The organism is Aeromonas sp. 601027 (assembly GCF_049174455.1).
Classification (GTDB): domain Bacteria; phylum Pseudomonadota; class Gammaproteobacteria; order Enterobacterales; family Aeromonadaceae; genus Aeromonas; species Aeromonas veronii_A.
The window spans coordinates 20,363-40,578 of record NZ_JAAKTN010000001.1 but is presented as its reverse complement, the minus strand read 5'-3'; the positions used below and the strand labels follow the sequence as shown (position 1 = coordinate 40,578).

Here is a 20,216-nt window from a genome sequence, read left to right as displayed (position 1 = left end):
CTGAACAATTTTTTTTCTAAAGTTTTGAGCTGCCGCACCGATAAACAGGTAAGCAAACCTTAAAGCAGACGAAGGTAACTAAAATGGCCATCAACAATATCAACAACTTGGCGAATAATCGGTTGCAAAATACCGCTAATAGCCAAGGGACAGGCAGCAAGTCAGTCACCTCATCGCCCGAAAACAAAGCGACCACTGTCAAGCTGGACTCCGTCTCCTTGACCAGTGAGGCGCAACAATTGCAAAAAATGCAACAGAACCTCAATACCGCCTCAACCGGCAACGAGAGCAAGGTTGAACGACTGAAAAAAGCCGTCGCGAGTGGCGAATATCAGGTTAACAGCGACGCTGTAGCCAAGAAGATGTTCAGTTTCGAGGCCAATCTGGACAAAGTTCTGGGATGATGGACTTACCTTCGTTACTGCACACCCAAGATGATTACCTCAGCCAGATGCAAGGCATTCTGGAAGAGGAGTTCAGCTTGCTCGAGCAGCATCAGGCACTGGCCCTGCCTGCACTGACCGAGCGCAAACAGCAGTTGCTTGCTGCGATAGAAACTCTGGACAAGACACTGGCAGAGATGCCGGAACTGGCACTGCAGCTGGCAGCCTATCCCGACGAGATGGCGCAGCTTCGTGCAAAACTGGATGCCTGCCAGGCACAAAATGATATCAACGGTCGCTTGCTTGAATTGAGCATCGTCTCCAACCGTCGTCTGGCAACCTTTCTGAGTCAGTTGCGTGATCGCAACAGCCTGACCTATGACGCCAAAGGCAATACTCGCTCTGGCACCCGCTCCTACGGTATCAAGGCCTGACATCTCTTATCAGGCCTTGCATTTTTGCTCTCCGTTTTAAAGCGCGAGGCGCAACAACTCCCGCCCATCCTCACACGCGTTGACGCGCAGTACCCCATCCTCATAGCTTCCATAACTGGCTGGCAGCTCGCCGCGCGGGAAACAGATTGACCCCGGGTTCATCAATATCCGTTCCCCCTGCCACTCCAGCACAGGTACATGGGTGTGGCCGCTCAGGAACAGACTACCCGCCGGTAGCTGTACCTCGTCCGGGCGATAAAGATGACCGTGGCTGACAAACCAGCGCCGCTCATCGATCAGCAACTGGTTGTAGGGGGCGGTGATGGGAAAGCGCAACAGCATCTGATCCACTTCGGAATCGCAATTGCCCCGCACCGCGATGATCTGTGGCGCAAGCTCGTTGAGCCTGTCAGCCACTGCCGCCGGGTTATACCCTTCCGGCAGAGGATTACGCGGGCCATGGTTGAGCAGATCGCCGAGCAGCAGATAGTGATCCGGCTGCCAGGAGTCAAGTCGGGTCAACACCCGCTCCAGCGCAATGATGCTGCCGTGGATGTCGGAAATGATGGCAAGTTTCATGAAATGCTCCTCACTGCGGGCTGAAATAGAGATCCTTGGTGGCAATCGTCCCTTTCAAATTCTGGCTGGGCAGTCCCCGCAGGGTGGGGTCAACCAGTCTCATCTGATTGTAATGATACACGGGGAGGATCGGCGCCTCTTCAAGCAGCAACTGTTCGGCATGCCGGTACAATTCAACCCGACTCGCACTGTCCAGCGTATTGGCAGCCTGCTCCAGCAGCAGATCAAAATCGGGATTGCAGTAGCCGCTCTCGTTGCGCAGATCCTGACAACGGAAGCTGCCCAATATGGCTGACGGCTCCACGTAATCGCCAAACAGGAAACTTCTGGCCACCTGGAAATCACCGCTATCCTTGGCCACCTGATAGGTGCCCCACTCCAGACTGTTGAGGGTGACCTGTACCCCCAGCTTCTGCCACATGGCAGCAATGGCCATTGCCATCTGCTTGTGGGTGTCGGCACTGTTGTAGGTAATGCTCAGCTTGAGTGGATTAGCGCTGTTATACCCGGCCGCTGACAGCAGTGCAGCCGCTTTGGCCTGACGGGTCGGCATATCTTCAAGCGCGACAGGCAATACCACCCGGGGGTAACCTGGCATCTCCGGCAACAGCGACCATGCCGCCTGTTCACCCTGCCCGCTCACCGATTCAATGAGCTGCAGTCGATCAATCGCCATGGAGAGCGCCTGACGCACCCGCACATCCTGCAGTTCCGGGCGTTTCAAATTGAATGCATAGAGATAGGTACCAAACAGCGGCAAGCCCCAGAGCCGCTCCGGGGATCCGCGCTTCATCTTCTGGTAATAGCCGAGGGAGACCTTGTTGGTCAGCTGGATTTCACCGGCCTCATAACGCAGCCGCTCCGCATGTTGCGAGGTGATCGGCAGGCAGGTGACTCGCCCGATGCGAGTGTGGCGATCGTCCCAGTAGTGGATATTGCGTTCGGCTTCGAGTCTCTCGTTAGGCACCCAACTAGCCAAACGATACGCCCCATTGCTCACCAGCTTGCCGGGCTCGGTCCACTGTTTGCCAAACTGGGCTATCACCTGCCGATTGACCGGTACAAAGGGACGCTGACTTATTAGCTGCAAAAAATAAGGAACCGGCCGCTCCAGGGTGACTTTCAGGATCTGATCGCTTTGCGCCTCAATGCCAAGATTGTCGAGCTCCAGTGCGCCGGCATAGATGGATTGCGCATTGTTGATCCCCATGGCCAACAGCAATCCGGCAGAAGGGGAGTTGATGGCCGGATCGAGCAGACGGCGCCAGGCATAGACGAAATCAGCGGCCACCAGCGGCTCGCCATTGGACCACTTCAGTTGGGGGCGCAGGAAAAATCGCCACTCCAGCCCATCTTCACTGACCTCCCAGCGCTGTGCCTGAGCAGGAACGATATGCCCCTGACCATCTTCGCTGACCAGCCCTTCAAACAGATCGACCAGCACGGCCTCCCCCGGAAAACCGGATCGCACCAGCGCCGGATCCAGTGACTCCGGCTCGGCACCGTTGCCCTTGACCAGGGTTTGCCGTTCGGCAAGCAGAGGCTGCTGCTCAACGGTGGTGGCATGGGCCAAGGGCCCTGCCAGCACGGCAAGCAATAGCGGGGAGAGCCAGCGTTGCGCCAGCTTGGGGAAGAAACCATACCTCATGACAAAACCTCGAATAAAACCACTGCAGGAGGGGAAGGCCGGCGGCGCGCCTGATGAATGCCTGATGCCGCTCTTGTTATCCCCGAAAACGCCCCGTATTGTATCGGGCTTGCCCGGGAGATGGAGTCTTTCGGGTTAATTTTTTCAGGAGTTTTTATGGGTTATGAGTGGCTGGCCCTCGCGTCGGCCAGTTTATGGGCAGTTGCAGCGCTAATTTCGGTCAAACCGGCCCGTCATCTCGGCGCATTTGCCTACAGCCGCTGGCGCATGTTTCTGGTCAGCCTGATGCTCGGCACCATGAGTCTGCTCACCGGTGGCTGGCAAACCCTCACCGCAAGCGCCCTGCCCCTGCTCGCCATCTCGGGGCTGGTCGGTATCTTCGTGGGCGATACCGCGCTGTTTGCCTGCATGAATCGGCTGGGGCCAAGACGCAGTGCCCTGCTCTTCTCCTGCCATGCGCTGTTTTCCGCCCTGCTTGGGCTCTGGCTCTTTAATGAACAGCTGACAGGCTGGCGACTGCTGGGGGCCGTGCTGGTCTTTGCCGGCGTGATGCTGGCGATTCTGTTTGGCAGACGCAGTAGCAGCAACGAGTGGGAGCAGATCCGTGGCAATCTGGCGCTGGGAATTGTCCTTGGCCTGACGGCAGCACTGTGTCAAAGCGTGGGAGCCATCATCGCCAAGCCGGTGATGATGAGTGGTGAGGTGGATGCGGTGAGTGCATCGGGTATCCGGATGGGCAGTGCCCTGCTGGCCCACTGCGTCCTTCGGCTGGGGCGTTTGCCACTGGCCATGCCGCTCAAACCGGTCAATCGCCAGATCCTCGCCATGATTGCCACCAACGGTTTTCTGGCGATGGGACTGGGGATGACGCTGATCCTGATGGCGCTGCGGCAGGGCGAGGTGGGCATGGTGGCCATTCTCTCCTCCACCACGCCGGTACTGCTGCTGCCGCTGTTGTGGTGGCACTCGGGGGAGCGGCCATCCGTTGCCGCCTGGGCGGGGGCACTGATTGCCACCCTGGGCACCGCACTGGTGCTGGGTTTCAGCACTCACTGACACCCGGCCCCCCCCCTGATCAGAACAGGGCAATCTCCTCAGCGGTCAGCTCGCGGTATTCACCGGGTGCCAGATCTTCATCCAGCGTCAAACCGCCCACCCGCTCGCGATGCAAGCCAACGACCTTGTTGCCGATGGAGGCAAACATCCGCTTGACCTGATGGTACTTGCCTTCGTGGATGGTCAGGCGGGCCTCGCACTCGCCGAGAATTTCCAGCTGGGCAGGACGGGTTTTATCGGTCTCGTTACGCAGGTAGACCCCTTCGGCGAACAGCTCGATTGCATCCGGGCTCACCGGATCGGCCAGCCAGACGTGATAGGTCTTGGCACACTCGTGGCGCGGCGAGGTGATGCGGTGGGACCATTGACCGTCATCGGTCACCAGCACCAGACCCGTGGTATCGAGGTCGAGGCGACCCACTACGTGCAGCTTGCCCATCGCCGGTTCATCCATCAGGAAGAAGACTGTCGGGTGATCCGGATCCTCGTTGGAGCAGACATACCCTTCCGGCTTGTGCAGCATGAAATAGCGGTTGCGCTGCTCCAGCGTCAGCAGCACGCCGTCAAACTCGATCTGGCTCTGCTCATTGATATGAAAGGCGGGCTGCTTGACCACAATACCATCCACCATGACCTCGCCCTGACGGATCAGTTTGCCTGCCAGCGAGCGGGTCAAATCGGAACAATCGCACAGAAATTTATCAAGCCGCATTCACAACCTCGGAGTCCAACAAGTAAAGGGGCGTCATTATATCGGGCGGGGGCGACAACGCCACTGTTAAGGGGTTGCCAATTATGACGAACTGGTCATCCGATGTTACACTTCTCCGGTGTGACCCATCCGAACGATACTCATAATAATAAAAGTCAGGAAGCCCTCATGAAGTCTCAAGCATCCTACCCCGTCATTCCCGTCAACCAGCTGAAACCCGGCATGTATGTCATTGCTATCGCCAGCCAGACAGGTGGGATGGAGATTGCCCGGATGGGCATGGTGACCAGTGTGGCGCAAATTGCCAATCTGGTGCGTCAGGGGGTGCTCACGGTACGCATCGATCTGGCCCGCAGCAAGCTGGGCAGTACCGAGAGTGACGCCATCACCTCCCCTGACCTCAATGCCAACAGTGCTCAGGCAGGACGCCGGGTCGGGGCCAACGGCGAAGGGCGGGAGCTGAAGATCCGCCGCCTCTATCAGGAGGCGCGCGAGCTGCAAGGCAAGTTCATTCGTCAGCTCAAGGCGGGTGAACCCATCAACATCACCCCGCTCGCCGAAGTCGCCGAGGAGATGGTGGACACCATGTTCACCCATGGCGATGCCATGCTCTGCCTGGCCCGTATTCGTGCCAAGGATGCCTATCTGATGGAGCACTCCATGAACGTGGCCATCCTGCTGGCCAACTTCGGCCGTTATCTGGGGCTGGAGCGCAGCGTGCTCAAGGAGTTGACTCTGGGAGGGCTGTTGCACGACGTGGGCAAGATCATGACGCCGGACGAGGTGCTCAACAAACCGGGCAAGCTGACCGACGAGGAGTTTGCCATCATGCGCCAGCATGTGGTGCATAGCTACGACATTCTCCGCAATACCCCCGGCATCACCCCAACCATGCTGGAAGTAGCCGCCAACCACCACGAGCGGCTCGATGGTACTGGCTACCCACTAAGGCTCAAAGGGGATGAACTCTCCCTCTATACCCGCATGAGCGGTATTGTCGATGTCTATGACGCAGTAACTGCCGACAGAGTCTACAAGGCTGGCATGCAACCCACCCAGGCCTTTCGCATTCTGCTAAAGGGAGTCAACCAGCACTTCGATGCCGAACTGGTCACCAAGTTCATCAAGTGCATGGGGGTCTATCCGGTGGGAACGCTGGTACAGCTTTCAAACCAGCGGTTGGCCATCGTGATGCAGCGCAACGAGCAGCAGCCGCTCAAGCCGGTGGTCAAGGTGATCTATCACGCTTCCCAGCGCCACTACCTCGATGTGCAGTGGCTGGATCTGGCCAGATCGAGTGTGAAGGAGAGCATCGAGTGCACGGTCGACCCCAAAGAGTTTGGCATCAACCTCACCAACTTCTTCTAACTCTGTCCTCACGACTGGCGCTGGCTATCGAGCCAGTGCCGGATCAGAAACTCCTCATCCAGCGGCGAGAGATCGAAACGCTGGCTGGCCTCTTCGATGGCGGCGATATCGTACTGGTGGTGCTCACTGAGCCAGCGCACCGCACGTCGCAGATCTTCACCATGGGGGAGCAGCAGATGGTCGCTCATGGGATACCTCCGGTAGATCGCAAGGCAGCCAGCGCATCTGACTGCCTATTACAAGTCTAGTCGGTCAATCCCAATCCCCTCCTGCGTCTCCTCACCCTCCCCCATCTGTCACTGCAATCAGGCAATCAGCGACCGAAAGCGCGCTGCCAATCCTGATCGAACTTCACCAGCGCCGCATCCACCGCTGGCACGTTCATCAGCTGCTCCGCCACATCGAGCGGCAGAGTGATGGACTCGCAACCCGCCAGCAGGCAGTCGAGCGCCTGGCGCGGGGTACGGAACGATGCCGCCAGCACCTTGCTGTTCGGCGCGTGCAGCGCAAGCAGCTGTTGCAGCTCCTGCACGGTGGCGATGCCGTCACCCCCCTGGGCATCCAGCCGGTTGACGTAGGGCGCCACGTACTCTGCCCCCGCCACCGCCGCCAGCCAACCCTGCAGCGGGGTATAGACAGCGGTGCCCAAAGTCGGCACACCGTTGGCGGTCAGGCTCTTGATGGCCGCCAGCCCCTCTGCGCATACCGGGATTTTGATCACCAGATCCGGGTCCAGCTCACGCAGAGCGAACGCCTCGCGCACCATCTCGGTTTCGGTTTTGGCCATCACCTGGGCAAACAGGCGCGCCTTGGGCCCCAGCACATCGCGCAAGGCGGGCAGCAGCTCACAGAGCGGCAATCCCCCGGCGGCGGTAATGGAAGGATTGGTGGTGACACCGGCCAACGGCAGGATCCGTGACCAGCGACGCACTGCCGCCACATCGGCGGTATCGAGATACAGCTCCATCTCTAACTCCTTAACGGGATGTTCAATATGTCGCCATTCTAGCGAGAAAACATCTGCAAACAGCTTGATCGAAATCAAATCAACTTTCGAATGAAAGCAAATAGAATGCAAATACAAAAGGAGGCGGTATGATTTTCGACCTGCAACGATATTCAACTCACGATGGCCCCGGCATTCGCACCCTGGTGTTTCTCAAGGGGTGCTCGCTGGCCTGTCGCTGGTGTCAAAACCCGGAAAGCCGCTCTCCCAAGCCGGACATACTACTCGACCGGCGCCAGTGCATCGAGGGATGCCAGCTCTGCAGCCAGGCTTGTCCGGCAATCTTGCGTGACAGCGAGGGCATCCAGCTCAGCCGTTCTGCCCTCAAGGCCGACGATATGGAACGGCTGCGCGGCCTCTGTCCGAGCGAAGCGCTGCAGGTGTGCGGCCGCGATGAAACGCTGGACACCCTGATGGACACCATACTGCGGGATCGCCCCTTCTTCGAGCGCAGCGGCGGTGGCGTCACCCTCTCCGGTGGCGAGCCGTTTATGCAGCCCGACTTTGCCGCCGCCCTGCTGGCCCGCTGCAAGGCAGAAGGGCTGCACACCGCGGTCGAGAGCTGCCTCCATGTGCCCTGGCACCAGATTGAGCCAAGCCTCCCCTCACTGGATCTGGTGCTGACGGATCTTAAACACGTGGACAAGGAGCGTTTCTTCAACTGGACCCGCGGCAAGGTGGAGTTGCCCATCGCGAACCTCAAACGCCTGGCCGAGCACGGCGTGCCGATGCAGATCCGGGTGCCGCTCATTCCCGGCTTCAATGCCGACCACGCGTCGATCGAAGCCATCACCGACACCGCTGCCAGCCTCGGCACGGTGCAGGAGATCCACTTCCTCCCCTACCACACGCTGGGGATGGGCAAATATGCCCTGCTGGATCTGCCCTATCAGGCGCCTGAGACACCGTTTGACGACCCCGATTTACTCCACTTTGCCCACGCATACGCCCAACGTCAGGGGCTGACCCCTGTGACCAGAGGATAAGATCATGACCCAGCTCGACCTCAATACCCTCAGCCCGCGGATCCGCGCCCACAAAGAGAGCCTGATCCACATCGTTCAGCCACCGGTTTGCACCGAGCGTGCCCGCCACTACACGCAGGCCTATCAGGCTCATCTCGCCCGGCCGCTGCCGGTGCGCCGCGCGCTGGCGCTGGCCCATCACCTCAAGGAACGCTCCATCTGGATCAAGCACGAGGAGCTTATCGTCGGCAATCAGGCCAGTCAGGTGCGGGCGGCGCCGCTGTTTCCCGAATACACAGTGAGCTGGATTGAGAAGGAAATAGACGAGCTGGCGGACAGACCCGGGGCCGGTTTTGCAGTCAGCGAAACCGACAAGGAGATCATCCACGCCCTCACCCCCTTCTGGCGCGGCCAGACGGTGCAGGATCGCTGCTTCGGCCTCTTTACTGACGAGCAGAAAGCGCTGCTGGAGAGCGGCATCATCAAGGCCGAGGGCAACATGACTTCGGGGGATGCCCACCTTGCGGTCAACTATGAGGAGCTGCTCACGCTGGGTCTCGATGGCTTCAAGGCCAAGGTGGCCGAGCGGCGCAGTCGGCTGGATCTGGCGGATTGGGCCGATCTGCAACGTGAGCAGTTCCTGCACGCCGTTGCCATCACCCTGGATGCGGTCAGCGATCACATCGCGCGCTACGCCACTCTTGCCCACGAGATGGCCAGCGACATGGCTGTGCAAGAACCGCGCCCCGAGCGCCGAAGCGAGCTTGAGACCATAGCGCTCAACTGCGCCCACATCGCCCACCAGCCTCCCGAGACCTTCTGGCAGGCGCTGCAACTCTGCTACTTCATCCAGCTCATCCTGCAGATCGAATCCAACGGCCACTCGGTGTCGTTTGGCCGGATGGATCAATACCTCTACCCCTGGTATCGCCGCGAGGTGGAGCTGTCAGAATCCCTGTCACGCCCTCGCGCCATCGAGCTGCTGCAAGGGTGCTGGCTCAAACTGCTGGAGGTAAACAAGATCCGCTCCGGCACCCACTCCAAGGCCTCCGCCGGCAGCCCCCTCTACCAGAACGTCACCATCGGCGGCCAGAACTGGCGCGATGGCGCAGCCCATGACGCGGTCAACGGCCTCTCCTACGCCATTCTGGAGTCCTGCGGCCAATTGCGTTCCACCCAGCCAAACCTCTCGGTGCGCTACCACGCCGGGATGAGCGAGGATTTCCTCGACGCCTGCATTCAGGTGATCCGCTGCGGCTTTGGCATGCCCGCCTTCAACAACGACGAGGTGGTGATCCCCGAGTTCATCAAGCTCGGGGTGAGCACGGAGGATGCACACCACTACGCCGCCATCGGCTGCATCGAGACCGCCGTGCCCGGCAAGTGGGGCTACCGCTGCACCGGCATGAGCTTTATCAACTTCGCCCGCATCCTGCTGGCCTCCCTCGATGGCGGTCGCGATGCCACCACAGGCCAGGTATTCCTGCCCCAAACCCAATCGCTGCGAGACGGGAGCTTTGGCAACTTTGACGAGGTGATGGTCCGCTGGGATGAGCAGGTGCGCTACTTCACCCGCAAATCCATCGAGATCGACTGCGTGGTCGACAGCGTGCTGGAAGCGCAGGCCCACGACATCCTCTGCAGCACCTTGGTGGATGACTGCATCGAGCGCGGCAAAACCATCAAGGAGGGGGGCGCCGTCTATGACTGGGTATCCGGTCTGCAGGTGGGGATTGCCAACCTCGGCAACAGTCTGGCGGCCCTGAAGAAATTGGTGTTCGAACAGGGTGTGGTGGGGCAGCAAGAGCTGGCTGCCGCGCTGGAGCAAGACTTTGCCGGGCTGGCGGGGGAGCAGTTGCGCCAGCGCCTCACCAATGCCGCCCCCAAATACGGCAACGATCTGGACGAGGTAGATCTGCTGCTGGTGCAGGCTTACCAGAGCTACATCGACGAGCTCAAGAGGCTGCACAACACCCGCTTCGGGCGCGGCCCCATCGGCGGCACCTACTACGCCGGCACCTCCTCCATCTCCGCCAACGTGCCGTTCGGTGCGGCCACCCTGGCCACCCCGGATGGGCGCCACGCCCGCACCCCGCTGGCGGAAGGGGCCAGCCCCTCCTCGGGCTCGGATCGTCTCGGCCCGACGGCGGTGTTCAACTCCATCGGCAAGCTGCCCACAGCGGCGATCCTCGGCGGGGTGCTGCTCAACCAGAAGCTGAGTCCGGCCAGCCTTGAGAACGAGCGGGACAAAGCCAAGCTGATGAGCCTGCTGCGCACCTTCTTCGAGGTACACAAGGGGTGGCACGTGCAGTACAACATCGTCTCGCGCGAAACCCTGCTGGCGGCCAAGGCCCATCCGGATCAATACCGGGATCTGGTGGTGCGGGTGGCGGGCTATTCGGCCTTCTTCACCGCCTTATCCCCGGATGCGCAAGATGATATCATCGCCCGCACCGAGCACAGTCTCTGACGGGGCGCACCCCATGGCGCCTGTGACGTCATATGATTGGCAAGCCACCCTTGGGTGGCTTGCCGCTATCTACCACCTTCTATGTGAGCGCACCATGAATCCACGCCACCAACTGATCCTCACTCTGGTCCATCAGTCTCGCAAGATGAGCGTGAGTGAGCTCGCCCAACACACAGGCGTGTCTGAGGTGACGGTGCGCAACGACCTCACCGCGCTGGAGAAACAGGGGCTGCTCAGACGGGTACACGGCTCGGCCATGGCGCTGGAGACTGATGACCCCGATGCCCGGATGAACATCAACTACCTGCTCAAGGAGCGCCTCGCCGAGCGGGCCGCCCAGCTGGTGGACGATGGCGAGACGGTCTTTATCGAAGGGGGCAGCGCCAACGCCATGCTGGCGCGCCATCTGGCCCTGCACAAACGGGTCACCATCATCACCATCAGCAGCTATATCGCCCATCTGCTCAAAGACACCCCGGCTCAGGTGGTACTGCTCGGTGGGCTGTTCCAGCATCAGAGCGAAAGCGTGGTGGGGCCGCTGACGCGCCTGTGTATCGAGCAGGTACACTTCTCCAAGGCCTTTATCGGGGTCGACGGTTTTCACCCCGAGGTGGGCTTTACCGGCCGCGACATGATGCGGGCCGACGTGGTCAACAGCGTGCTGGCCAAGGGGATGACCAATGTGGTGATCACCGACAGCAGCAAATTTGGCGCCATCCACCCGAGCCAGCTTGGCGCGCCGGGCCAGATCAACGTGCTGGTTACCGACGATGCCCTGCCCGCCCCCATGCGGGCCACCCTGGCCGCACGCGGCATCACAGTGCACTGCGTCTCTGCCTGAATCGCACCTGGCCCCCGTTGCCGGGTTGCTCCCCCGCCGGTCGGCTTGACGGCGCCCACCCTGGCGGGGGTATGCTCGTCCTCTTTTGGCCTCTCATGGCAGAGGCCACAGACCGAAGGACACCGCATGCACACCAAAGACAAGTTTCTGGCCGCTCTGGTCATCCTCTGCTGGGGGCTTAACTTCGTGGCCATCAAGTGGGGGCTGGAGGGGATCCCCCCACTGCTGCTGGGTGCGCTGCGCTTTATCGGCGTGGTCTTCCCCGCCATCTTGCTGGTACCCAAACCCGCCATGCCCTGGCGCTGGCTGCTGGCCTATGGCGGCGCCATCAGCCTCGGTCAATTCGCATTTTTGTTCAGTGCCATGAAATTCGGCATGCCCGCAGGTATGGCCTCGCTGGTGCTGCAATCCCAGGTGGTGTTCACCCTGCTTTTTGCAATGATCTGGCTGGGGGAGCGCTGGCAATCCCACCACTGGGTGGCGCTGCCCTTGGCGGGATTCGGCCTCTATCTCATCGCCACTCACGGTGAAGGCAACCTGACCTTGCTCGGGTTTATCCTGACGCTGTGTGCCGCCGCCTGTTGGGGCCTTGGCAACGTCATCAATCGCCAGATTGGTCTGCGCTACCAGACCACGCTGCCGAGCCTGATCGCCTGGGGCGGTCTGGTGCCCATCCTGCCATTTTTCGCCCTCTCCTGGCTGTTCGAAGGGCCGGAGCTGATGGCCAGCAGCCTGCGCGACTTCAGCTGGCAGGGATTGCTGTGCGTGCTCTATCTCTCGTATGTCGCGACCTGGCTGGGTTACGGCCTGTGGGGACGACTGCTGATGCGCTATCCGGTGGCGCAGGTGGCACCGCTCTCCCTGCTGATCCCCTGTGTCGGCATGGTCACGGCAGCGCTGCTGCTCGATGAACATCCAACACCCTTGCAGTGGCTGGGCTCAGCTCTGGTGCTGCTCGGCTTTGTGGTCCATCTGCTGGGTAGCCGACTGCGCTGGTTCAAACCACAGAGAGCGACATGATGAGCGCCTGCCCATTTACGCTATTTCATTGACCTGACAGGATAAAATTTTCATGATGAGCCAGTCCCCATCGGGACTGACATCACCAGTGTGTGATCTGCAGGAAGCAGACTTCAGGAGAGCAAGGACATGCCATCGACCATCACCGCCGGGGGGCGCCGCCTCCCCCCTATCATTCGCGCCACCGCCATCACCCTGACCCTGTGCTGGAGCCCGTTTGGCTGGAGTGCCACACTGCCCGCTGACTTGAAGTGGGAGAGCAACAACCAGGACCCTCTCTATGCCGATCCGGCCGCCAAACGCGGCGGCACCTTTCGCACCTTTATGACCAGCTTCCCCCTGACCCTGCGCAAATATGGCCCCGACTCCAACGGCGGCTTTGCCGGTTACGTGCGGGAAACCAACCTGCCACTGCTGAGCACTCATCCCGTCACCGGCAACCCCATGCCAATGCTGGCAAACGAGTGGGCCTTCGGCGCCGACAACAAGACCCTCTATTTTCGCATCAATCCCAAGGCACGCTGGTCAGACGGCCAGCCGGTCACCGCCGATGACTGGCTCTTTACCCTCAAGATGATGCGCAGCAAGGAGATCAACGACCCCTGGTACAACAACTACTACAGCACCCAGATAGCAGACATCACCAAGTTTGATGATCACACCCTGGCCATCACCAGCGGCACCGAAAAGAGCCGCCAGGATCTGCTCGAATCGCTGCCCATCAGCCCGGAGCCGAGCCATGCCATCAAGCTCACCGCCAACTGGGTCAAGGAGTACAACTGGAAGGTGTTGCCGGTCACCGGTCCCTATCAGATCGATCAGGTGAAAAAGGGCAAATCGGTCACCTTCAAGCGGATTGAAAACTGGTGGGGGGATGACGAGCGCTACTTCCAGCATCGCTTCAATCCTGCGCGGATCGAGATCAAGGTGCTCAGGGATCTGAACATCGCCTGGCAGCACTTCCTGCGCGGCGATCTCGACAGCTTCCCGCTGGTGATCCCCAACTGGTGGCACGACAAGACCAACACCGCCGAGTTCGAGAAGGGGTATATCGAGCGGCGCTGGTTCTACAACCAGACCCCGCAACCGCCGATGGGGCTCTATCTCAACACCGCCGATCCGCTGCTGCGCAATCTCGATGTTCGCCTCGGCATCCAGCATGCCCTCAATTTCGACAGAATGCTCGCTACCCTGCTGCGGGGGGATTACCAACGCCTCAACAGCTATGGCTCAGGTCAGGGGGAGTTTACCAACAGCGAGATCAAGGCCCGTCCGTTCGCTCCCAAACTGGCACGGGAATACTTTTCCAAGGCAGGCTTTAACAAAGTGGGGCCGCAGGGGATTTTTCAAAACGACAAGGGGCAGTCACTGACCCTCGCCATCACCTACACCACCGCAGAGCACGCCCAGCGGCTCACACTGCTGCGGGAAGAGGCCAAAAAGGCGGGGCTTAATCTGGAGCTCAACCTGATGGATGCATCGGCCGGTTTCAAATCGATGCTGGAGAAAAAGCACCAGAGCGCCTGGATGGCCTGGGCGGGTAGCCGCTATCCCGCCTATTGGGAGTTCTTCCACAAGGTCAACGCCAACAAGCCCCAGACCAACAACATCATGAACATCGATGACGACGCCATCACAGCCTTGGTGGAGCAGTATGACAAGGAGTTCGACTTTGCCAAAAAAGCGGCCCTGTCACGGCAGATCCAGCAGCGGCTCTATGAGCTGGCCAGCTTCGTGCCTGCGTATCAGGTGCCCTACACCCGGGAAGGGGCATGGCGCTGGATCAAACTGCCAAAAGTACCAGCAACGCCCAAGAGCGAGCAGCTCTATTGGCCACTCGGTGGCGACAACAGCGGTTACAGCTATGGCGGTCTGCTGTGGATCGATGAAGAGCTAAAATCCGAGACCAGGGCAGCCATCAAGAGTGGCAAGACTTTCCCGGCCGAGCCCATCATCGACACCACCTATCGCCAGCCCTGATAGCCACAACTCGTTTGGCAAACAGACCTAAAACAAAGACCCCGCCAGATAGCGGGGTCTTTGTTGGCAACCGGTGTTGCGAATAGCTCGGTGATCAGCCGCGTTTGGCCTGCTTCTCGGCAATGGCGTCAGCCACGTCAGCCGGCTCCAGTACGATGCCTTCCTGATCCGGGGTCGGGAACACGGCAACACACAGCTCGTCCTGCTCCATGCCGTCAATCCACCGCTCCAGCCACACCTTGAGGGTGATGGACTGTGGTTTGCAATCGGCCCACTCGCCTTCGGCCCACGCCTTGGCGTACTCCGGGTGCGGCCATACCGGGATGCAATCTTCATCGTCGGTGGTCAGCATCATGACGCCATGCTCGTCAGTCAGGACGAACAGCTCTTCATGCTCGACCAGCTTGCTGATGAAGTGATCGTAACGGTAGTCAGCGTTCAGTTGCAGCGCGGCATTGCGCTCGGTATCGCTCAGTTCATAGCTCATTGGCCAAGTCTCTCTCTCGATAAAGGGCGCCATGTTCACATCTTGTGGTCAGCTTGTCCAGCTTGCCGCCTCCTGACTCCCGTCGGGGAAACAGCAACGCTCATAAGGATAGAGCAGGGCGGCGAATAAAACGTCTCACCCACCTTCCAGACCTGATTAAAAGGTCGGGGTGATCAGCTCTACATCAGGTTGCTCGCTCAACTTCTGTCGCAGCCAGTAGGCAGACTCTACTTCGACGAAACAGAGTTGATCCCGACCGTCAGCCGCACTTTTCATCAACTGTTCAAATCGCTGCTGTTGTTGTTGCTCCCAGAGAGCGGCAAGCTTTTCGCCATGGGCCTCATCCACCACTTCGCGACGAAGTTCGAACAAATTATCTGTGATCGGGCTGTTGATCTTGCCCGCGCTATGCCAGTACATCTGCAGGTTATCCATCATCTCGGTGTCGTAGTTGGCCAACGCATCCAGCTCCGCAGTCGCTCCTTCCTGACCAGATATAAAATCGCACCAACCAGCATCGAGATTTGCCAGCTCGCGGGCGCGAGCCCCTTTAGCATGTTTGCGAAGATGGGTAATGTCGCCCCCCTTGCGGGCAGGTAGCCACACCTCTCCCTCATGGCCCTCCAACAAGGAGGTCAGCAAGGAGACTGGGTAAACAGGGAAAGTGGCGGTGTGTGAATGCAGCAGGGATACCAGCGTGATCTTGACCATGAGCAATACCTTGGACTGGGCGAACAGCCGCCAATGGACCGTCCGATATAAAGAATTCCCCTATCCTACCACGTTTGGCCCGGTTCGCCCCTTGACGAAGCTGTCAGCCAACCATCTGATTACGCCGAAAAAAACAGCATTTGAAACGCAGCATCCAGCCAAAGATCAATAATTTGAGCCAGCGCCCACTAAAGTGGATCCGGGGATGCTAGTTTGCATACATCTTTAGCGTAAGGAGTAAATCCATGATTGGGATCGACCAGGTTTCTAACGAATTCGTGAACGATTTGAAAATACTGGCATGCTTTGATCCGGCCAACATGAGCCTAGGGATTAAATTACGCAGCGATATGTCTGAAGAGTTGTGCCAGGCGGCAGCCCGTCTGCATCAACAGGGGCTCATCAGCGCAGAAGATGGCGGCTATCTCACCCCGTTTGGCATGACCATGGTTGAACACCTGCAACATCTACTGGTCGCACTCAAACCACTTTGATCGGCTGTGGTGCCCAAAGTGAAAAGTTGAGTAGCTCCCAGCGCTCCCCTTGGTGAAGATGACAGGCAAACAGCAAAGGACCTTCGGGTCCTTTTACTTTACCATCCACCAGCCACTCCCCCTCCCTTTCAGGGACCAGTCGCGCATTCACCTCATCAGGTTGCTGTGCAGTGCCCATCCGGATCTGGACAAATTGCTGGCAGATCACCTGCGCTTCCATCGCGGATTGAACCGGTACCGGCGTATCTGAAGTCGGAGTCAAGGTGGCAGCAAGCAAGAGCGATAGCAGCATGATTCAGCACATGGGAGTCAGTAGCAGAAGCCAGATAAACAAAAAGCCGTGGCACCAGAGGTACCACGGCTTTCTTAAATTCTGTAAGAATTACAGAGCGGTTACGTTCTCAGCCTGCGGGCCTTTCTGACCTTGGGTCACAGAGAACTGTACGCGCTGACCTTCAGCCAGGGTACGGAAACCGTTACCTTGAATGGCGCTGAAGTGAACGAAAACGTCCGGGCCGTTTTCTTGCTGGATGAAGCCAAAACCTTTGGTTTCGTTGAAAAACTTAACGGTACCGGTGATCATGTTAGACATATCTTTTAAACCTGTATTCAAAATAATTACTTATGCTTTTCAGCGGGTAAAGCTCAAAAAACGGGATTAACTTATGAACAACAGGACAAGATGTGAAACATCGTATTCATTGACATAACTATCGCCCTTTCAAGCTGGTTTGGATTATACGTGGCTTTGTAGATTACGCAAACAAATTTGTGCCCTGCCAACGGCAGGGCACAAACTGTTATAAGGTCGCTGCTTCCAACGCTTCGACCAGCGCTTTGAGAAAACGAGCCGCCTCCCCGCCAGTACAGGCTCTGTGGTCAAATGTCATCGACAGCGGCAATGCTCTGACGGGACGCGCTTCACCATGGATGAACACCACTTTTTCGAACAGTTTGCCTGCCCCTATGATGGCCACCTGCGGCGGCGTCACGATGGGGCTGGCATAGCGGCCTGCGATGGCGCCGAAGTTGGTGAGCGTAATGGTCGCCCCCTGCAACATCTCGCGCGGCACGGCGCGCGCCTTCACATCGGCGATCATCCGATCCAGCCCCTGCCGGATATCCGCCCCCTCCCGCTCGGCCACGTTCTCCATCACCGGCACATAAAGGCCATGCTTTGAATCCACCGCGATGGCTACATTGACCTCTTTGAACAGACGCCGTGAAAGGGTGTCGCCATCAAACCAGGCGTTCATCGAGGGCTCGGCGCGGCACGCCACGCCAATGGCCTTGATAAGGCGCACCGTCACATCCTCATCAGGCCGCCAGTGACGCAAATCCACCTCATCGGTGATGCTGACCGGCACCACAGTCTGATGAGAGAGCTCCATCGCCTTGGCCATGGCACGCCGCGACCCTTTGAGGAACTCGTTGCCGCTGCTCTGCTGTGACTCGAATGCCTGCTGCACATCCAGCTCGGTCACCATGCCGCCGCTGCCACTTCCCTTGATCCGGTCGATATCCAGACCCAGTTTTTGTGCCAGCAGGCGCACCACTGGCATGGCTTGTACCAGCGTGCCACCCGGGGCAATGGCCCCCACCACGAAGTGATCCTCGATATGTTGTTGATGGGCGCTCACCTTGCCCACCACGGTGCCATCATCTTCGCCCCCCTCGAACTCCACCAGCGGCGCACCGATATGGAGGATATCCCCCTCAGCGCCACAGAGACGGGCAATCACCCCGGCTACCGGAGAGGGTACATCCACCAGCGCCTTGGCCGTTTCCACCGACAAGAGCACCTGATCGACCGCAACGGTATCACCGGCACTCACCTTCCACTCGACGATCTCGGCTTCGGCCAACCCTTCACCCAGATCCGGTAATTTGAAAAATTTCATAGCCACTGGTTCTCCATCAGCTGATGAGCCGCATCTGCGATATCCTGCTCGGTGATGAGGTAATACGCTTCGTTGCGATAGTAGGGAACGGCTGCATCCACGCCGGTCAGCCGTTTGGGCGGCGCCTTGAGGCTGGGGAGTGCCTGCTCGGTCACCCGCGCCACAATCTCGGCCCCGACCCCGAAGCTGCCACACGCCTCGTGTACCACCAGCAACCGGCCGGTCTTGCGTACCGAGGTGAGGATGGTCTCCATATCCAGCGGCTTGATGGTGGCCAGATCCAGCACCTCACACTGGATATCCTGCTCGGCCAACAGGTTCGCCGCCCGCATCACCTCCTGAATGCAGGCTCCCCAGGCCACTACCGTGATATCCCGGCCCGGGCGCAGGGTAAAGCAGACATCCAGCGGCAGGCCGACACCGTCATCCACCACCTCGGATTTCATCGAGCGATAAATGCGGTCCGGTTCGAAAAACATCACGGGATCCGGATCGCGGATGGCCGATAGCAGCAGGCCATAGGCGCGTCTCGGGCTGGAGGGGATCACCACCCGCAGCCCGGGAATATGGGCAAACAGCGCCTCGACACTCTCGCTGTGATGCTCCGGCGAATGGATGCCCGCGCCATACGGGGAGCGATAGACGAGGGGACAGGAGAGGCGGCCACGGGTGCGGTTTCGCATCCGCGCCGCCTGACAGATGATCTGCTCCATCCCGGGGAAGATGAAACCCTGAAACTGGAACTCAGCCACCGGCTTGAGCCCCTGAGTGGCCATGCCAACCGCCACCCCGGCGATCAATCCCTCGGCCAGCGGCGTGTCGATCACCCGCTTGAAACCGAACTTATCGCGCAGTCCCACTGTGGCGCGAAACACCCCGCCGTTGACTCCCACATCCTCGCCGAGTACCACCACATCAGGGTCGTGCTCCATCTCGTAGTGAAGGGCCATGTTGACCGCTTCCAGCAAACTGATCTCACTCATGGCCAACCTCCTGCTTCATCCCCTTGGCAATGACTCGCTCGCGCTGGGGCAAGAGTTCGGCGGGCAGGCTGGCGTAGTGATAATCGAGCATCGCCTCCGGTGGCTGGGGTGCCATCGCCTCATAACGGGCGACCGCTTGCTCCACCTCTCGGGTGGCTTCCGCCAGCAGGCTCTGCTCCTGCTCTTCATCCCACCACCCTTTGCTATGCATAAACTGGCGCAGCCGCTTGACCGGCTCTTTCGCCCAGGCGGCCTCGACCTCGGCCCCGTCGCGATAGCGAGTGGCATCATCGGCCGTGGTGTGATCGCCTAGACGATAACTGACCGCTTCTATCAGGGTCGGCCCCTTGCCGCTGCGGGCCCGTTCGACGGCACTGCGCGCGGCATCGTAGACCGCCACCACATCGTTGCCATCCACCTGCAGGCTGCGCACCCCTGCACCAATCCCCTTTTGGGCCAGCGTAGGAGCGCTCGATTGCAGCTTGCGCGGCACCGAGATGGCCCACTGGTTGTTGTTGACGATGATGACCATCGGCAGATGCCAGACACCGGCGCAGTTCAGCCCCTCCAGAAAATCACCCTTGGAGGTACCGCCGTCGCCGATAGTGACTACGGCGACGCGCGGTTGATTACGCAGTTTGAAGGCCGAGGCAATACCGCAAGCGTGGGTGATCTGGGTGGCGATGGGGACGCAGATGGGGAGATCTTCAGAGGGGGTCCCATCGGGTTTGAGAAAATAACTGCCCCGCTCGTCACCGCCCCAATATTGCAGGTTTTTCTCCATCGGTACGCCCCGCACATAGAGGGTGGGCATGTCCCGATAGTAGGGGACGTAGACATCCTGCGGCTGCATGGCGAGACCAATGCCAATCCCCACGGCTTCTGCGCCGAGATGGGAGGGAAAAGTACCGAGTTTGCCGGTTCGTTGCAGCGCTATCGCTTTTTTGTCATAGCTGCGCACCATCACCATATTGCGGTAAAAGGTGTGCAGTATCGCCTTGTCCAGCCAGGTCGGTAAGGTGGCGACCGGGCACCCTTCCGCATCGAGGTAACGAAGGAAAGGGATGTCGACATGGGTCATAACTGGCTCCTTGCCGTTGTAGGCGTCACCGATGCTGGTGACACTTAGATGTAAATACCTTGTTAAATAAAAAGCAAAAGAATTTACTCAGGTAAGA

General features: G+C 59.3%; 23 protein-coding genes. 11 read left to right on the top strand and 12 right to left on the bottom strand.

Annotated features, from left to right (window positions below; genetic code table 11):
• Positions 1-83: 83 nt before the first annotated feature.
• Positions 84-404, top strand: coding sequence for a flagellar biosynthesis anti-sigma factor FlgM (flgM, locus tag G5193_RS00180; protein WP_005344518.1), 321 nt, complete (start codon positions 84-86; stop codon positions 402-404).
• The gene (locus tag G5193_RS00175) at positions 401-817 is read left to right on the top strand and encodes a flagella synthesis protein FlgN (protein ID WP_040066163.1); all 417 of its coding nucleotides are present in this window, start codon (positions 401-403) and stop codon (positions 815-817) included. The genes flgM and G5193_RS00175 overlap by 4 nt, the downstream gene beginning before the upstream one ends.
• 36 nt (positions 818-853) lie before the next feature.
• On the opposite strand, the gene yfcE is transcribed toward G5193_RS00175, so the two are convergent.
• Together yfcE and G5193_RS00165 are read right to left on the bottom strand one after the other, a co-directional pair.
• Positions 854-1,396, bottom strand: coding sequence for a phosphodiesterase (gene yfcE, locus G5193_RS00170; RefSeq protein WP_227340840.1), 543 nt, complete (start codon positions 1,394-1,396; stop codon positions 854-856).
• A 10-nt stretch (positions 1,397-1,406) separates the two neighbouring features.
• The gene (locus G5193_RS00165) at positions 1,407-3,044 is read right to left on the bottom strand and encodes a peptide ABC transporter substrate-binding protein (RefSeq protein WP_421204656.1); all 1,638 of its coding nucleotides are present in this window, start codon (positions 3,042-3,044) and stop codon (positions 1,407-1,409) included.
• Between the two features lie 156 nt (positions 3,045-3,200).
• Here G5193_RS00165 and G5193_RS00160 point away from each other — a divergent pair, with 156 nt between their 5' ends.
• Positions 3,201-4,100: a DMT family transporter gene (locus G5193_RS00160; RefSeq protein WP_421204655.1), complete on the top strand. Its 900-nt coding sequence runs from the start codon at positions 3,201-3,203 to the stop codon at positions 4,098-4,100.
• Between the two features lie 19 nt (positions 4,101-4,119).
• Here G5193_RS00160 and rsuA read toward each other — a convergent pair whose 3' ends face one another.
• Entirely contained in the window at positions 4,120-4,812 is a 693-nt protein-coding gene (gene rsuA / locus G5193_RS00155) for a 16S rRNA pseudouridine(516) synthase RsuA (protein WP_108542280.1), read from the bottom strand.
• A gap of 168 nt (positions 4,813-4,980) precedes the next feature.
• On the opposite strand from rsuA, the gene G5193_RS00150 reads away from it, so the two are divergent.
• Complete coding sequence (locus G5193_RS00150; RefSeq protein WP_421204654.1) at positions 4,981-6,180, top strand: HD-GYP domain-containing protein; 1,200 nt, start codon at positions 4,981-4,983, stop codon at positions 6,178-6,180.
• 8 nt (positions 6,181-6,188) lie between these two features.
• Here G5193_RS00150 and G5193_RS00145 read toward each other — a convergent pair whose 3' ends face one another.
• The gene (locus G5193_RS00145) at positions 6,189-6,368 is read right to left on the bottom strand and encodes a hypothetical protein (RefSeq protein WP_227340845.1); all 180 of its coding nucleotides are present in this window, start codon (positions 6,366-6,368) and stop codon (positions 6,189-6,191) included.
• Between the two features lie 125 nt (positions 6,369-6,493).
• Positions 6,494-7,147, bottom strand: coding sequence for a fructose-6-phosphate aldolase (fsa, locus tag G5193_RS00140; RefSeq protein WP_421204653.1), 654 nt, complete (start codon positions 7,145-7,147; stop codon positions 6,494-6,496).
• Between the two features lie 128 nt (positions 7,148-7,275).
• On the opposite strand from fsa, the gene G5193_RS00135 reads away from it, so the two are divergent.
• The 5 genes from G5193_RS00135 (at position 7,276) to G5193_RS00115 (ending at position 14,462) form a co-directional block, all read left to right on the top strand.
• Positions 7,276-8,172, top strand: coding sequence for a glycyl-radical enzyme activating protein (locus G5193_RS00135; RefSeq protein WP_421204652.1), 897 nt, complete (start codon positions 7,276-7,278; stop codon positions 8,170-8,172).
• A gap of 4 nt (positions 8,173-8,176) precedes the next feature.
• On the top strand, positions 8,177-10,621 hold the full coding sequence (locus G5193_RS00130) for a formate C-acetyltransferase/glycerol dehydratase family glycyl radical enzyme (RefSeq protein WP_421204651.1): 2,445 nt from the start codon (positions 8,177-8,179) through the stop codon (positions 10,619-10,621).
• 94 nt (positions 10,622-10,715) lie between these two features.
• Positions 10,716-11,462, top strand: coding sequence for a DNA-binding transcriptional regulator YciT (locus G5193_RS00125; RefSeq protein WP_421204650.1), 747 nt, complete (start codon positions 10,716-10,718; stop codon positions 11,460-11,462).
• Between the two features lie 126 nt (positions 11,463-11,588).
• Positions 11,589-12,482, top strand: a complete 894-nt coding sequence (locus G5193_RS00120) for an EamA family transporter (protein WP_216954125.1) — start codon at positions 11,589-11,591, stop codon at positions 12,480-12,482.
• Between the two features lie 129 nt (positions 12,483-12,611).
• Positions 12,612-14,462, top strand: coding sequence for an extracellular solute-binding protein (locus G5193_RS00115; RefSeq protein ID WP_216979081.1), 1,851 nt, complete (start codon positions 12,612-12,614; stop codon positions 14,460-14,462).
• A gap of 94 nt (positions 14,463-14,556) precedes the next feature.
• Here the strand turns inward: G5193_RS00115 and G5193_RS00110 are convergent, their stop codons facing one another.
• Complete coding sequence (locus tag G5193_RS00110) at positions 14,557-14,949, bottom strand: DUF2750 domain-containing protein (RefSeq protein ID WP_227340849.1); 393 nt, start codon at positions 14,947-14,949, stop codon at positions 14,557-14,559.
• Between the two features lie 156 nt (positions 14,950-15,105).
• Entirely contained in the window at positions 15,106-15,660 is a 555-nt protein-coding gene (locus G5193_RS00105) for a hypothetical protein (RefSeq protein ID WP_227340850.1), read from the bottom strand.
• On the opposite strand from G5193_RS00105, the gene G5193_RS00100 reads away from it, so the two are divergent.
• Together G5193_RS00100 and G5193_RS00095 are read left to right on the top strand one after the other, a co-directional pair.
• Positions 15,659-15,832 (top strand): hypothetical protein, encoded by a 174-nt coding sequence (locus tag G5193_RS00100; RefSeq protein WP_421204649.1) that lies wholly within the window; start codon positions 15,659-15,661, stop codon positions 15,830-15,832. The two genes, G5193_RS00105 and G5193_RS00100, sit on opposite strands and share 2 nt — an antisense overlap.
• A 73-nt stretch (positions 15,833-15,905) precedes the next feature.
• Entirely contained in the window at positions 15,906-16,154 is a 249-nt protein-coding gene (locus tag G5193_RS00095) for a TIGR02647 family protein (RefSeq protein WP_005334209.1), read from the top strand.
• Here G5193_RS00095 and G5193_RS00090 read toward each other — a convergent pair.
• The 5 genes from G5193_RS00090 to pdhA form a co-directional block, all read right to left on the bottom strand.
• Positions 16,141-16,446: a hypothetical protein gene (locus G5193_RS00090; RefSeq protein ID WP_421204648.1), complete on the bottom strand. Its 306-nt coding sequence runs from the start codon at positions 16,444-16,446 to the stop codon at positions 16,141-16,143. The two genes, G5193_RS00095 and G5193_RS00090, sit on opposite strands and share 14 nt — an antisense overlap.
• 90 nt (positions 16,447-16,536) lie before the next feature.
• Complete coding sequence (locus G5193_RS00085; RefSeq protein WP_005302803.1) at positions 16,537-16,746, bottom strand: cold-shock protein; 210 nt, start codon at positions 16,744-16,746, stop codon at positions 16,537-16,539.
• 208 nt (positions 16,747-16,954) lie between these two features.
• Positions 16,955-18,055 (bottom strand): dihydrolipoamide acetyltransferase family protein, encoded by a 1,101-nt coding sequence (locus G5193_RS00080; protein WP_421204647.1) that lies wholly within the window; start codon positions 18,053-18,055, stop codon positions 16,955-16,957.
• Positions 18,052-19,038, bottom strand: coding sequence for an alpha-ketoacid dehydrogenase subunit beta (locus tag G5193_RS00075; protein WP_021231077.1), 987 nt, complete (start codon positions 19,036-19,038; stop codon positions 18,052-18,054). The genes G5193_RS00080 and G5193_RS00075 overlap by 4 nt, the downstream gene beginning before the upstream one ends.
• A complete protein-coding gene (gene pdhA / locus G5193_RS00070) occupies positions 19,031-20,119 on the bottom strand; it encodes a pyruvate dehydrogenase (acetyl-transferring) E1 component subunit alpha (RefSeq protein ID WP_064338306.1) in 1,089 nt (362 codons plus the stop codon). The genes G5193_RS00075 and pdhA overlap by 8 nt, the downstream gene beginning before the upstream one ends.
• Between the last annotated feature and the right edge of the window lie 97 nt (positions 20,120-20,216).